Origin of the sequence: Mycolicibacterium xanthum (genome assembly GCF_019710635.1) — a bacterium.
GTDB lineage: Bacteria > Actinomycetota > Actinomycetes > Mycobacteriales > Mycobacteriaceae > Mycobacterium > Mycobacterium xanthum.
Genome location: NZ_JAIFZS010000071.1, coordinates 13,051 through 25,838, shown reverse-complemented (window position 1 = coordinate 25,838; position 12,788 = coordinate 13,051). Strand labels below are relative to the sequence as shown.

The following is a 12,788-nucleotide window of genomic DNA, read 5'->3' as shown; positions in this document are numbered from 1 at the left end:
TGTATCCGTGTCCGGTTCCGGAGGATCTGAAGTCGGGTTCGACGCGCAGCAGCTCGCCGGAGAGGTCAGCGCGGAGGTGGCCGCCGAAACCCTCGCGGAACACCCCGACCAACCGTCGGACCACCCGCTCCCGCCGCCCGACCTGACCGCGGCGGCGTTCTTCGACGTGGACAACACCCTGGTGCACGGCTCGTCGCTGGTGCACTTCGCCCGCGGGCTGGCGGCCCGCGAGTACTTCACCTACTCCGACCTGGCCCGGTTTGCGTTCGCGCAGGCCAAGTTCCAGCTCACCGGCCGGGAGAACAGCGACGACGTGGCCGCGGGCCGGCGTAAGGCACTGTCGTTCATCGAGGGCAGGTCGACCGCCGAGCTGATCGCACTCGGCGAGGAGATCTACGACGAGATCATCGCCGACAAGATCTGGCCGGGCACCCGGGAACTGGCCCAGATGCACCTCGACGCGGGCCAGCAGGTGTGGCTGGTCACCGCCACCCCGTACGAGCTGGCGGCCACGATCGCGCGGCGGCTGGGACTGACCGGTGCGCTGGGGACGGTGGCCGAGTCGGTGGACGGCGTGTTCACCGGGCGCCTGGTCGGCGACATCCTGCACGGCACGGGCAAGGCCCACGCGGTGCGCTCGCTGGCCATCCGGGAGGGGCTGAACCTGCGCCGCTGTACCGCGTACTCCGACAGCTTCAACGACGTCCCGATGCTGTCGCTGGTCGGCACCGCGGTCGCGATCAACCCGGACGCCGCGCTGCGCGATCTGGCCCGCGAACGCGGGTGGGAGATCCGCGACTTCCGCACCGCCCGCAAGGCCGCCCGCATCGGGGTCCCGTCGGCGCTGGCGCTGGGCGCGGTCGGGGGCGCGCTGGCCGCTGTGGTGTCCCGCCGCCACGAGAGCTGAACTGCGCGGTGCCGGGCCGCTGATAGGCTCGCCGCCACCCGAGGAGGAAAGACCGCCGGCATGAGCATCGCTGAAAACATCATCGGAACCCACTACCGGTATCCGGACTACTTCGAGGTCGACCGCGAGAAGATCCGCGAGTTCGCCCGCGCCGTCAAGGACGACCATCCCGCGCACTTCACCGAGGAGGCGGCCCACGAGTGCGGCTACGACGCCCTGATGGCGTCGCTGACGTTCGTCGCGGTGGCCGGCCGCCGGGTGCAGCTGGAGATCTTCAACCAGTTCGACGTGCCGATCAACCTGGAGCGGGTGCTGCACCGTGACCAGAAGCTGATCTTCCACCGCCCGATCCTGGCCGGCGACCGGCTGTACTTCGACTCGTACCTGGACTCGGTGATCGAGTCGCACGGCACCGTCATCAGTGAGGTGCGCGGTGAGGTGACCGACCAGAACGGCGAGCCCGTGCTGACCAGCATCGTGACGATGCTCGGCGAGGCGGCCCACCCGGACGAGGCCGACGAGGTGAGCGCGAAGATCGCCGCAGCGCGCGACGAAGCGCTCAAGAAGATGATTGCTGGGCAAAAGTAGGACGGCCGGGTCGGCCGCTAGCCCGCCGCTAGCCCAGGAACGTGTTCCGCCGGTTGGCCAGCAGCTGGTATAGCGTCTGCTGGATCGTCTCGCGCACCTGGTCGGTCAGCTCGAACGTGACCATCGGGTCCTCGGCGGCCGCCTCGTCGTAATCGCTCGTGTCGATGGGCTCGCCGAACTGGATGTGCCACTTCGACGGCAACGGCACCACACCCAGCGGCCCTGCCAGCGGGAACAGCGGGGTGACCGGGAAATAGGGCAGGCCGAACAGCCGCGCGAGCAGCTTCACGTCGGCGATCATCGGGTAGATCTCCTCGGAGCCGACGATCGAGCACGGCACGATGGGCGCCTTCGTGCGCAACGCGGCCGATACGAACCCACCGCGGCCGAAGCGTTGCAGCTTGTAGCGGTCCTTGAAGTGCTTGCCCAGGCCCTTGTAGCCCTCCGGGAACACCGCGGTCAGCTCGCCCGCCGCGAGCAGCCGGTGGGCGTCGTCGGTGCACGCCATCGTGTGTCCGGCCTTGCGGGCGGCCTGGCCCACCATGGGCAGGTCGAAGACGAGGTCGGCGGCCAGCAGCCGCAGATCGCGGTGGGCGGGATGCTTGTCGCGCACCGCGACCGTCGTCATCAGCCCGTCGAACGGCAGCACGCCTGCGTGATTGGCCACCACCAGCGCGGGACCGGTCTCGGGGAGGTTCTCGATACCGCTGACCTCGACCCGGAACCAGGATTTGAAGAACACTCTCAGCAAAGGCAGGAAGATTGCGTCGTTGAGATGCGAGTCGAACCCGAACTCGTCGACGACGTAGTCGCCGGTCATTCTCTTGCCGACGAAATCGGCGATCGCCGTGATGCGCTTGGCCAGTTCGTTGGGCGTGGCGTCGGCCTCCGGAGCGCCGAGCACCGAACCGCGTTTCTGGTCGATCTCGCGGACGACGGCGGCGATCTCCTCGGCTGTCGCCTGGCCACCGGAGTCGGTGAGCAGGGACGGATGGCGGCGCGACGCATCGACGCGCTGCGCCGCCGCCCGGCGCTGCGCCGCGCTGCGACCCGAATTCGAGTGCAGCGGAATGACCTTCGCTCTTGGCTCGCCCGCCACTTAAGCCGTCCTCTCCCCCTTCGCCCCCCGGCCAGGGTCTGGGTTACGAGTCTAGCGCCCCCAGCGCTGCGCCGCCGATACGGCGCGTACCTCCAACGAGCGTACCCAACGGGGATCGACGATCGGCTTGAGCGCACGCCCGCGCACGTAGTCGTCGAAGGCCTCGGCCGTCGTCCACTTCGGCGCGTAGTCCAGCTCGGTGCGCATCCTGGTGGTGTCCATCACCCGGCCGTAGCTGATGTAGTCGAGCTGTTCGCGATCGAATTCCGAGTTGCGGGCGGCTCGAAACAGCGAATCGACGGCCACCAACGCCGACCGTGGAACCGGCAGTGCCAGCCTGCCGGACCGGCGGATCGCCTGGCTCATCATGATCACGCCCGGGGCACCCACGTTGAAGGTCCCGGATCTGCCCGCCACGGTGGCCCGCTCGAGCACGCCCAGGGCGTCCTGTTCGTGCAACAGTTGCAGCCGCGAATCGTGGCCGATGACCGTCGGGACCACCGGACCGGCCAGATACCGGGACAGCGCCGTGTCCATCGCGGGGCCGATCATGTTGGCCAGCCGCAGGATGGTGACCGCGATGTCGGGCCTGCGCCTGCCCAGGCCGCGCGCATAGCCCTCGATGTCGATGCTGTCGCGCGCGAAGCCCTCGCCGGGCGGCCGGCGGCGGCTGCTGCTCTCGTCGAACAACATCGGGTCGCGGGCGCTGGACCCGTACACCTCCGAGGTCGACTTGAGGATGACCCGGCGCACCGAGGGGGCCTTCTGGCAGGCCGCGAACAGCTGGATCGCACCCATCACGTTGAGCTCTTTGAGGGTGGCCCGTCCGCCGGACCTAGGTGCATACGAAGCGGCGGCGGCGTGCACGACGGTGTCGACGTCGCCGTTGCGGATGACCTTGGCGATGAACGGGTTGCGGATGTCGGCGCGGACGAACTCCGCGCGTCCCATCCGGCGCAGCAGATCCTTGCTCGGCGCGATCGCGTCAACCGCGATCACATGGTTGATCAGCGGATTCTGCGCCAGGCGGGCCGTCAGATAGCCGCCGAGGAAACGGCAGGCGCCGGTGACCAGAATGACCTTCGGGTGGTCGGTTCCGCCCCTGGTGGCCGGGCCGTCGGGGTTACCCGCCGAGCGCCCACCGGACGACCCCTCCGAATCCATCCCGACAGCCTAGCGGCGGGCCGGCGGGGCTACTTGCCCAGTTTTCTGCGCTGAACCCGGGTGCGACGAAGCAGCTTGCGGTGCTTCTTCTTCGACATGCGCTTACGCCGCTTCTTGATGACAGAACCCATGAACTCCGCTACCTACTTGTCGTGAAAACCATCGGACGCCGTCCGTCCGGACGCCGGTTCGACCCGCCACCTTACCCGGGCGGCCGAGGTAAACGAAAAGCGGCGGCGGCGTGCACTCTCCCGCGTCGAAGACCGTGCGCTATCCCGCGTCGAAGTACGAACTCTCCAACATGTCGTGGACGGCCTTGGCGTGCACCCGGAACGAACGGCCCACCCGGACTGCGGGCAGTTCGCCGTTGTGCACCAGGCGGTACACGGTCATCTTGCTGACCCGCATCAGGCTCGCCACCTCGGCGACGGTCAGAAATTGAGCTCGCGGCTGCTGGCCGTCGGCCTGCCCGGTGTCACGCGCCGCTTTTCCGCCGGCAGAATCCCGTGCCGATGGCCCGTTCGTAGACGTCATCGCAACCCAATCCATCAGGCACAGGCAGTCCCAGCGGCTTCCCCACCGCTGGCACCGACCCGTGCTTACCATTGGGAGAATAGCGTGGCAGGTGGGGTTACTGCGACGGGTGTGGGCTAATCCGTCCGAAATTCCTGAACTACTCTGTTGTAATTCCTAGCTGCTCAGAACGGGTTTTTGCGGCCTCGACAGCGTTGGCGACGGCTGCCCGCAAACCGCCCCGCTCGAGTTCCCGCAGACCAGCGGCGGTCGTGCCGCCCGGCGAGGTAACGGTGGCGCGCAGTTGCGCCGGTGACGTGTCGATGGTCGCGCCCATCGCGGCACTGCCGGTCGTGGTGGCCTGGTCGAGCCGCTCGAGCAACATCGCAGCGGACCCGGCCATCGTCTGCACCACCAGGTCGGTGGCCACCGGGCGGGTCAGACCGGCTTCCACGCCGGCGTCCACCAGCGCCTCCACCATCAGGAAGAAGTAGGCCGGGCCCGAGCCCGACACCGCGGTCACGGCGTCGATCTGGGCCTCGGCGACCGTCAGGACGCCGCCGACGGCGTCGAACAGCGCCGACACCTCCTTGACGTGCTCGGGGGTGGCGAACCGGCCCGGCGCCACCGCGCTGACGCCACCGCCGACCAGCATCGGGGCGTTCGGCATGACCCGCACGACAGGTGAACCGGCCGGCAGCTTGTTCTCGTAGTAGGCGGTGGTGACGCCCGCGGCGACCGTCACGAAGACCTGCTCGGCCGAATCGGTCTCGGCGTTGGCAGCGGTCGCGGCGATGTCGTCGATGACGTTTTCGACGTCGGCGGGCTTGACCGCCACGACCACGTAGGTGGCCGAGTCGACCGCGTCGGACACCGTCGTCACCAACACCGAGTACGCCTCGGAGAGGAACTTTGCGCGGGTTGGATTCTTCTCGGCCACCACCAGGTCCTTGACCTGCCGACCGGCCCGCAGCAGCCCCGCCAACAGCGCCTCGCCGATGCTCCCGCCGCCGATGATCGCGATTCTGGCCATGCCGCACAGCATCGCACGGTGACCGGACCCGACGCCCGTCGGCGTCGGCTCAGCCGACCCCGCCCAATCGTCGGCTCAGCCTACGGGCACCAGCGCCAGCTGACGGGTCTGCACGATGATGCGTCCCTCGCAGTCCACGACGACGTGGTCCTCGTCGAACCAGTCCTGGCCGATCTGGGTGGTCGTGCACATCACCCGCAGCCAGCCGTCGGCGGGCAGGGCCCGTAGATATGCCGTCAGCTGGACCGTGGGCGCCCAGCCGTACCGGTTCACGCCGTAGGTCACCGGGGCCGACACGTCGCCGCACAGCAGCGCGAACAGCGCGTCGGGGGCCACCCCCCTGGGTCGCACCCAGTACTCGATGAGGGGCGGCCCGCCGTCGGAGCGCGGGGCGAACGTGGTCAGCGACGGGCGGATGTCGCAACCGTGCGCCAGGTGGACGATGTCGGCCATCTGATGGCCCGGCCCGATCGGCTCCAGGCCCGGCGGCGGTTCCGGTGTCATCAGCGGTATCACCGGGTTGACCGACAGCAGCGGCGGAACGTGGTGTTCGGGCACCCCGAGGGTGATCGCCGCGCGCAGGGCGGTGCGCTCGCCCTGGTTGAGTTCCACGTCGATCAGGCTGATCCTCCGGCCGCGCTTGCGCACCGTCGTGACGACCTGCATCAGGCCCGGGTCGGGTGCCCACAGGAAGCTCCCGGACACCGCGATGGGTTCCACCGCGGAGTCGGCGTCGCCGAACTCGGTGCGGGCCGCGTTGGCACACAGCGCCAGCATCGCGCCGCCGTGCACCTTGGGTCCGATGGTCCAGTGCTCGTTCAGCACCCCGTGGTAGACGCCGTCGCCGACCGGGGTCAGCGCCATGGCGTCGGTGAACAGCGTCGAGCCGGTCATCGCGACATCTTCAGCATCCTGGGCATCCTCGTCGTCCCTGGTGTCAGCGCAGCAGGTGGGCCCGGGCGAACTGCAGCGACTCCTTCAGCAGCACCTCACGCTCTGCGGCATTGCGCGCCGCCGAGGTCGTCACCTCGAGGATGACATGGCCGGTGAAGTCCCCCGCGGCCAGCATCTCGCACACCTCCACGGTGGGCTGGGTGCCCCGGCCCGGCACCAAGTGCTCGTCGGTCGAGGCCCCGCTGCCGTCGCACAGGTGCAGGTGCACCAGCCCGTCACCCATCCGGCGGGCCATCTCCACCGCGTCGGTCCCCGCCGTCGCGGTGTGCGACAGGTCCAGCGTGTAGTGCGCGTGGCCGCCGTCGAGGGGGTCGTAGGACGGCGCGAACGCCGAGATCCCCGGCCCGGGAGTGCCACCGCGCTTACGCATCCGGTCGATCGACGTCTGGCCCGCACCGAAGAACCGGTCGGCGCGGAACGGAAACATGTTCTCCACCGCGACCAGCACATCGCTGCCCGCCTCCAGTTCGGCCACCTGCGCGCTGAACCCCTCGGCGTAGCGGCGCTGCCAGCGAAACGGGGGGTGCACGACGACGGTCTGCGCGCCGAGCTGCTCGGCGGCACGGACGCTGCGGTCGAGTTTGGGGATCGGGTTGGCGCCCCACACCCGCTGCGAGATCAGCAGGCACGGCGCGTGCACGGACAGCACCGGCATCTGGTAGCGGGCCGACATCGCGGCGACGGCGTCGATGTCCTGGCTGACCGATTCGGCCCACACCATCAGCTCGACGCCGTCGTAGCCCAGCTTGGCGGCGTACTCGAACGCGGCCTCGGTCTTCAGCGGATAGACCGAGGCCGTCGACAGACCGACCTTGATGGCGGGGCGCACGTTGCTGTGTCCGGCGTGGTTCTGGCTCGTCAGCCCGATTGCAGCAGGGCCAGCGGGCCGAGCGTGACCAACGCCCCCACCGCGACCGCGATCAGCGTGCTGCCGATGTCCTCGGTCTTGCGCACCACCCGCACGCCGACGACCAGGCCGAGGATCACCAGCACCGACAGCACCAGCGCGACGATGTTGTTCCACTTCCAGAGCTGGTCGAAGGCGATGAACAGGCCCGCACCGAACACCACCGCGACGATGCTCTGCCCGATGATCCACAGACCGTGCACGAACGTCGACATCCGGCGCGGCTCGCCGAACTCGTCCTCGTCCAGATCCTTCTCGCCGGTAACGCTGTCGAGGTCGCTGTCGACGTCCAGGTCGCTGTTCAGGTCGCTGTCCGCCGGCGACGAACCCGGCCGAAGCGCGAGGTCGTCGGCCACGGTGTCGCCGCCGAACAACGGGTCGGGCGACGCGCTCAGGTAGGAGGGCAGTTGGTCGCCGGACTCCTCGACCGCGACGCTCTGCCCGTCGCCGTCGGGGAGCTCGTCGGGGTCCGCGAGCGACTCGAGCAGATCGGTGGTCTCGCCGCCGTCGTCGACGGGATCCGGGCTCATCTGCTCGGCGTCGACCGCCGCCCTCTCGCGCGACCGGCCGAAGCCGAAGCGCCGACGGGGACGGAATTCCACCGGCTCCGGCTCGGCTTCCCGCTTTTCGAGGTGGGCCGCGTAGTCGGCGACCGCGTCCGCGTAATCGTCGTCGACTTCGGTGTCCTCGGCGACTTCGGCGTCGTCGGCGACTTCGGTGTCGTCGTCGACTTCGGTGTCCCCGGCGACTTCGGTGTCCTCGGCGACGCTGGTCTGCTCCTCCGCCTCCACGACATCGGCGGTGTCCCCGGTCTCGGCCTCGGCCTCGGTCTCAGCTTCGGCCTTGGTCTCGACCTCAGCTTCGGCCTTGGTCTCGACCTCAGCTTCGACCTCGGCTTCGGGAGCGGCGGCTTCGTCCGGCTCGGCCGGCACTTCGGCGACGGGCTCCGCGTCGACGTGGTCTACCGCACCATTCGAGGACGGGACCTCCGTGGCATCCGCCTCGGCCGGCGTCTCCGGCTCGGGTTCGGCGGCCTCGGGAGGCTTGACGGGTTCGTCGGGCCGGATGATCGGGATCTCACCGGTCAGCTCGGCGACCGTGACCGCGTCGGCGTTGCCGCGGCGACGGCGACGGCGCCCGCCGACCGGGGGTGCGCCGATCGTGCCGTTCTTCGCCAGCAGCTCGGCGACCGAGATCGGCCGGGTGCTGCTGTGGTCATCTGATCCAGTCATCGCCTGTTGCCTTCGAGTTTTGCCGCTTCACCGTCCAGGATTACGCACGGACATCGGCCCTGCGGCAGATTCTCCCGCACCGGCGCCTTTGCCCGATTTGTCCACGCCGCCCCCGTTGGTCGGGCGGTCGGCGCCGCCGACCAGCGCGGTGCCGTCGGCTTCGCTGTCGAGTTTCCGCAGAATGATGCCTTCCCGCAACGCCCATGGACAGATGTCCACGCTGTCGATGTTCAGCGCCTTCATGCTCGCCTCCGCCACCAGGGCCCCGGCCACGATCTGCGGCGCCCGGTCGGCGCTCACCCCTTCCAGCTCGGCACGGTCGGACGCGGTCATCCTAGAGATGAACGCTATGAGCTGGCGCAGACCCGCAGCGGTCAGGGTTCGCTTGACCCGGGGACCCGCGCCAGAGGGCGCCGCGCCGGTGAGCCGGGCCAGCGACCGGAACGTCTTCGACGTCGCCACCGCGAGGTCCGGGCTGCCCGCCTCCGCGATCGCGGCCCCGGCCTCCGACATTTCATTGGCCAGCCAGTCGCGCAGCACCGCCACCCGGCGACGCCCCGGCGGATCATCCGGCAGCCACTCCCGGGTCATCCGGCCCGCGCCCAGCGGCAGCGACAACGCGACATCGGGCTCCTCGTCGACGCCGCTGGACAGCTCCAGCGACCCGCCGCCGATGTCGATGTTGATGATCCGGCCTGCGCTCCACCCATACCAGCGGCGCACCGCCAGAAACGTCAGCCGGGATTCGTCGACACCGCTGAGCACCTGCAACGACACCCCGGTCTCGGCCTTGACCCGGGCGAGCACCTCCTCGGAGTTCTTCGCGTCGCGCACCGCCGAGGTGGCGAACGCCATCAGCTCCGCGCATCCCGAGCTGGTCGCGATCTTGGCGAACTCGTCGAGGGTTCCGACCAGCTTGTCGGCACCCCGCCGGGTCAGCTTGCCGGAGCCGTCGATCGCCTCCGCCAGCCGCAGCGAGGCCTTGGTGGAGCTCATCGGAGTCGGGTGGCCGCCACGCCGGGCATCCACCACCAACAGATGCACGGTGTTGCTGCCCACGTCGAGCACGCCTAATCGCACCCCTCCAACTTAATGGGTCTAGCGTGAGACACCGTGACCGGATCGCGCCCTCGTGAGGTCGAACTGGATTTCGCCCGGGAATGGGTCGAGTTCTATGACCCCGACAACCCCGAACACCTGATCGCCGCGGACATGACCTGGCTGTTGTCGCGCTGGACGTGCGTGTTCGGCACGCCCGCCTGCCAGGGCACCGTCGAGGGCCGGCCCGACGACGGCTGCTGCTCGCACGGCGCGTTCCTGTCCGACGACGACGATCGCGCCAAGCTCGACGACGCGGTCAAGCAGCTGACCGCCGCGGACTGGCAGTTCCGCGACAAGGGGCTGGGCAAAAAGGGCTATCTCGAGATGGACGAGTACGACGACAAACCCAACCTGCGCACCCGGAAGTACAAGGGCGCCTGCATCTTTCTGAACCGTCCCGGGTGGCCCGGCGGAATCGGCTGCGCGCTGCACAGCAAGGCGCTGGCGATCGGGGTGGAGCCGCTGACCCTCAAGCCCGAGGTGTGCTGGCAGCTGCCGATCCGGCGCACCCAGGAATGGGTGACCCGACCCGACGGCTCGGAGATCCTCAAGACCGTGATCACCGAATACGACCGCCGCGGCTGGGGTGAAGGCGGCGCCGATCTGCACTGGTACTGCACCGGCGACCCGGCCACCCACGTCGGCGAGAAGCAGGTGTGGCAGTCCTACGCGGCCGAGTTGACCGAACTGATCGGCGACAAGGCCTACGCCGAGCTGGCGGCGATGTGCAAGCGGCGTGCCGGTCTCGGGCTGATCGCGGTCCACCCCGCCACGCGCGCCGCCGAGTGAGCCGATCCTTGTTTCTGCTCAGGCTGGTCCCACCGCGCGCCGATTTCGCGCAGGCCGATGACCGCGGCCGAGCAGCAGGCGATGGCCGGTACTGGCAGTAGCCGCCACGTCGTGGTCTACGGCCCGGCTGAGGGCTGCTGACAGGCAGGCGTGGAGATTACCCCGCGAGGGCCGGCACGTGCCGATTCCAGGTGGGGAATGCGCGCCGCAGCCGAACGGGGCCGGTGAGCTTCACATCGCCGGAGCGCAGCACGGACTGCCAGGTGCGCTCGCCGCGGTGCCAGTCGACAAACGGCAGCGACCGCGCCTCCACGATGAGATCGGCCTCACCGCCGGGGTCGGAGTAGCAGACCTCGGCGTCGTGGTGCTCGACCAGTAGCCAGTAGCGTCGGTTGCCGGGACGCTCGTCGGGGAAGGTGAACGCCACGACCACACGCCCGTCGGGCAGCGCCGAACGGTCGAGCTGCACCTGACACCAGGCCCACAGCGCGAAGCCGGGGTCGGAGCGTTCAGTGGTGACCTCCAGCCAGCGCTCGCCCCAGGTCGCGAGCCCGTTGATCACGTCGGCCAGGTCGGCGCCGGCCTCGGTGAGCCGGTAGAGGTGTCCGCGCCCGTGTGGCTTGAGCTGGGTCTCAATGACACCGGCCCGGGTGAGTTCGTCGAGCCGCTTGAGCAGCATGGAGCGTGACATCGTGGGCACGCCGCGGGCAATGGCCGAAAATGTGTCGGCACCGAACATCAGGTTGCGCACGATCAGCGGGTTCCACCGCTCCGCGAGGATCTCGGATGCCCGGGCGATCGGGCAGTACTGGCGGTAGGTGCCCATATCGCGATCATGCCACCGAGGCCGGGGCGCTCGAGTTCGAAATCCGAACTATCCCGGCCGCGGAACGGAGCCGATGATCGTGGTATGCACGCAGAACCAATCGATCGTCCAGCCGCCGCCACCGGGCAGGTGGGGACAGACGCCGCACAGACATACGAACAGTTCTTCGTTCCGGCGCTGTTCGGACAGTGGGTCGAACCGATGCTCGACGCGGTGAACCCTGCTCGGGGAGAACGCCTGCTCGACATCGGTACCGGTACGGGCGCGGTGGCCCGTGCGGCGCTGGCGCGGGTGGGAGCGGCCGGCTCGGTCATCGCTGTCGACCCGAACGACGGGATGCTCGCGATTGCCGCGCGCCTGGCTCCGAGCCTTGACGTCCGGCGGGGTGTCGCAGAGCAGCTACCGCTCGCAGACAACGAGGTCGACTGCGCCACTTGTCAATTCGCGCTGATGTTCTTCGAGGATCCCGCACTGGCGCTCGCGGAGATGGCCCGTGTCATCCGCCCCGCCGGCCGGCTGGCGGTGGCAACCTGGGTGGCAGTCGAGGAGTCACCCGGGTACGCGGCGATGGTCGACCTGCTCGGCGAGGTGCTCGGCGACTGGGCCGCCGAGGCATTGCGCGCCCCGTTCCGCATCGGCACTGCCGAACAGTTGGGCGATCTGATGCGGCCGTCGTTCCCCGACGTCGTCGTCCGGCGCCACCAGGGTCGCGCACGTTTCGCCTCGCTCGACACGTGGCTACACACCGACATTCGCGGCTGGACCCTGGCCGAACACGTCGACGACGAGCAGTTCAGCCGCTTGCGGGATCGCGCCCGGGTGAGGCTGAACCGCTTCGTCGACCACAACGGCCAGGTGAGCTTCCCGACCCCGGCACTGATCGCCACTGCGCGCGCGGCTTGAGCACCACGTCGATCGCACCCGCCTTCGGAGAGGCACGCACGTGACACCTCTCTGGCCCGGCCACGCGACGAACCGAACCGAATCAGCCCTCCAGCTTGTAGCCGAGGCCCCGCACGGTGACCAGATGCACCGGGTTGGCCGGGTCCGCCTCGATCTTGCTGCGCAACCGCTTGACGTGCACATCGAGGGTCTTGGTGTCCCCGACGTAGTCGGCGCCCCACACCCGGTCGATGAGCTGGCCGCGGGTGAGCACCCGGCCGCTGTTGCGCATCAGATACTCGAGCAGGTCGAACTCCTTGAGCGGCAGGGTGATCGGTTTACCGTTCACGCTGACCACGTGGCGCTCCACGTCCATGCGCACCGGCCCGGCCTCCAGCACGCCGTCGGCAATGGTGCCGTCGTCGTTCTCCGTGCCACGGCGCAGCACGGCCCGAATCCGGGCGATCAGCTCACGCGCGGAGTACGGCTTGGTGACGTAGTCATCCGCGCCGAGTTCGAGGCCGACGACCTTGTCGATCTCCGAGTCGCGCGCGGTCACCATGATCACCGGGACGCTGGAACGTGACCGCAGCTGTTTGCAGACGTCGGTTCCGCTCATCCCGGGCAGCATGAGATCCAGCAGCACGATGTCGGCGCCCGCGCGCTCGAACTCGGCCAGCGCCGAGGGCCCGTCGGCCACCACGGTGGCCTCGAAACCCTCCTTGCGCAGGAGAAACGCCAGGGGATCGGCCAAGGACTCCTCGTCCTCCACGATCAGCACACTGGTCATCGA

Annotated in this window: 15 protein-coding genes; 4 read left to right on the top strand and 11 right to left on the bottom strand. The window is 69.1% G+C overall.

The annotated features are described in order from the left end of the window. The first annotated feature begins 7 nt into the window (after window positions 1-7). Window positions 8-907 (top strand): HAD family hydrolase, encoded by a 900-nt coding sequence (locus JDV09_RS23440; protein WP_221371540.1) that lies wholly within the window; start codon window positions 8-10, stop codon window positions 905-907. A 60-nt stretch (window positions 908-967) separates the two neighbouring features. Further along, on the top strand, window positions 968-1,495 hold the full coding sequence (locus tag JDV09_RS23435) for an FAS1-like dehydratase domain-containing protein (protein ID WP_221371539.1): 528 nt from the start codon (window positions 968-970) through the stop codon (window positions 1,493-1,495). A gap of 28 nt (window positions 1,496-1,523) precedes the next feature. On the opposite strand, the gene JDV09_RS23430 is transcribed toward JDV09_RS23435, so the two are convergent. The 9 genes from JDV09_RS23430 to JDV09_RS23390 all read right to left on the bottom strand — a co-directional run bounded on the left by JDV09_RS23430 (window position 1,524) and on the right by JDV09_RS23390 (window position 9,477). Beyond that, window positions 1,524-2,594, bottom strand: coding sequence for a lysophospholipid acyltransferase family protein (locus JDV09_RS23430; protein WP_221371538.1), 1,071 nt, complete (start codon window positions 2,592-2,594; stop codon window positions 1,524-1,526). Between the two features lie 51 nt (window positions 2,595-2,645). Next, window positions 2,646-3,758 (bottom strand): SDR family oxidoreductase, encoded by a 1,113-nt coding sequence (locus JDV09_RS23425; protein WP_221371537.1) that lies wholly within the window; start codon window positions 3,756-3,758, stop codon window positions 2,646-2,648. A 29-nt stretch (window positions 3,759-3,787) separates the two neighbouring features. Beyond that, a complete protein-coding gene (locus JDV09_RS23420; RefSeq protein WP_003402602.1) occupies window positions 3,788-3,889 on the bottom strand; it encodes a 30S ribosomal protein bS22 in 102 nt (33 codons plus the stop codon). A gap of 139 nt (window positions 3,890-4,028) precedes the next feature. Beyond that, on the bottom strand, window positions 4,029-4,292 hold the full coding sequence (locus JDV09_RS23415; RefSeq protein WP_221371536.1) for a helix-turn-helix domain-containing protein: 264 nt from the start codon (window positions 4,290-4,292) through the stop codon (window positions 4,029-4,031). Between the two features lie 139 nt (window positions 4,293-4,431). Continuing rightward, window positions 4,432-5,304, bottom strand: coding sequence for a pyrroline-5-carboxylate reductase (gene proC, locus JDV09_RS23410; protein ID WP_221371535.1), 873 nt, complete (start codon window positions 5,302-5,304; stop codon window positions 4,432-4,434). 75 nt (window positions 5,305-5,379) lie between these two features. Next, window positions 5,380-6,198 (bottom strand): thioesterase family protein, encoded by an 819-nt coding sequence (locus tag JDV09_RS23405; RefSeq protein ID WP_221371534.1) that lies wholly within the window; start codon window positions 6,196-6,198, stop codon window positions 5,380-5,382. Between the two features lie 43 nt (window positions 6,199-6,241). After that, window positions 6,242-7,087, bottom strand: a complete 846-nt coding sequence (locus JDV09_RS23400) for a sugar phosphate isomerase/epimerase family protein (RefSeq protein WP_221371533.1) — start codon at window positions 7,085-7,087, stop codon at window positions 6,242-6,244. Between the two features lie 29 nt (window positions 7,088-7,116). Continuing rightward, window positions 7,117-8,397 (bottom strand): Rv0497 family membrane protein, encoded by a 1,281-nt coding sequence (locus tag JDV09_RS23395; RefSeq protein WP_221371532.1) that lies wholly within the window; start codon window positions 8,395-8,397, stop codon window positions 7,117-7,119. Window positions 8,398-8,424: 27 nt separating this feature from the next. Continuing rightward, complete coding sequence (locus tag JDV09_RS23390; RefSeq protein ID WP_221371531.1) at window positions 8,425-9,477, bottom strand: Ppx/GppA family phosphatase; 1,053 nt, start codon at window positions 9,475-9,477, stop codon at window positions 8,425-8,427. Between the two features lie 33 nt (window positions 9,478-9,510). Between JDV09_RS23390 and JDV09_RS23385 the strand changes: the two genes are divergently transcribed. Further along, a complete protein-coding gene (locus JDV09_RS23385) occupies window positions 9,511-10,287 on the top strand; it encodes a DUF3109 family protein (RefSeq protein WP_221371530.1) in 777 nt (258 codons plus the stop codon). 157 nt (window positions 10,288-10,444) lie between these two features. On the opposite strand, the gene JDV09_RS23380 is transcribed toward JDV09_RS23385, so the two are convergent. Further along, a complete protein-coding gene (locus JDV09_RS23380; RefSeq protein ID WP_221371529.1) occupies window positions 10,445-11,113 on the bottom strand; it encodes a winged helix-turn-helix transcriptional regulator in 669 nt (222 codons plus the stop codon). Between the two features lie 84 nt (window positions 11,114-11,197). Between JDV09_RS23380 and JDV09_RS23375 the strand changes: the two genes are divergently transcribed. Continuing rightward, window positions 11,198-12,016, top strand: coding sequence for a class I SAM-dependent methyltransferase (locus JDV09_RS23375; protein ID WP_221371528.1), 819 nt, complete (start codon window positions 11,198-11,200; stop codon window positions 12,014-12,016). An 82-nt stretch (window positions 12,017-12,098) separates the two neighbouring features. On the opposite strand, the gene regX is transcribed toward JDV09_RS23375, so the two are convergent. Next, window positions 12,099-12,785, bottom strand: coding sequence for a two-component sensory transduction protein RegX (regX, locus tag JDV09_RS23370; protein ID WP_221371527.1), 687 nt, complete (start codon window positions 12,783-12,785; stop codon window positions 12,099-12,101). Window positions 12,786-12,788: the final 3 nt, after the last annotated feature.

Bases quoted from the DNA above. Each gene is read 5' to 3' on its own strand.
- JDV09_RS23435 (WP_221371539.1), top strand. From the start codon at position 968: ATGAGCATCGCTGAAAACATCATCGGAACCCACTACCGGTATCCGGAC.
- JDV09_RS23425 (WP_221371537.1), bottom strand. From the start codon at position 3,758: ATGGATTCGGAGGGGTCGTCCGGTGGGCGCTCGGCGGGTAACCCCGAC.
- JDV09_RS23420 (WP_003402602.1), bottom strand. From the start codon at position 3,889: ATGGGTTCTGTCATCAAGAAGCGGCGTAAGCGCATGTCGAAGAAGAAG.
- JDV09_RS23415 (WP_221371536.1), bottom strand. From the start codon at position 4,292: ATGACGTCTACGAACGGGCCATCGGCACGGGATTCTGCCGGCGGAAAA.
- proC (WP_221371535.1), bottom strand. From the start codon at position 5,304: ATGGCCAGAATCGCGATCATCGGCGGCGGGAGCATCGGCGAGGCGCTG.
- JDV09_RS23405 (WP_221371534.1), bottom strand. From the start codon at position 6,198: ATGACCGGCTCGACGCTGTTCACCGACGCCATGGCGCTGACCCCGGTC.
- JDV09_RS23395 (WP_221371532.1), bottom strand. From the start codon at position 8,397: ATGACTGGATCAGATGACCACAGCAGCACCCGGCCGATCTCGGTCGCC.
- JDV09_RS23380 (WP_221371529.1), bottom strand. From the start codon at position 11,113: ATGGGCACCTACCGCCAGTACTGCCCGATCGCCCGGGCATCCGAGATC.
- JDV09_RS23375 (WP_221371528.1), top strand. From the start codon at position 11,198: ATGCACGCAGAACCAATCGATCGTCCAGCCGCCGCCACCGGGCAGGTG.
- regX (WP_221371527.1), bottom strand. From the start codon at position 12,785: ATGACCAGTGTGCTGATCGTGGAGGACGAGGAGTCCTTGGCCGATCCC.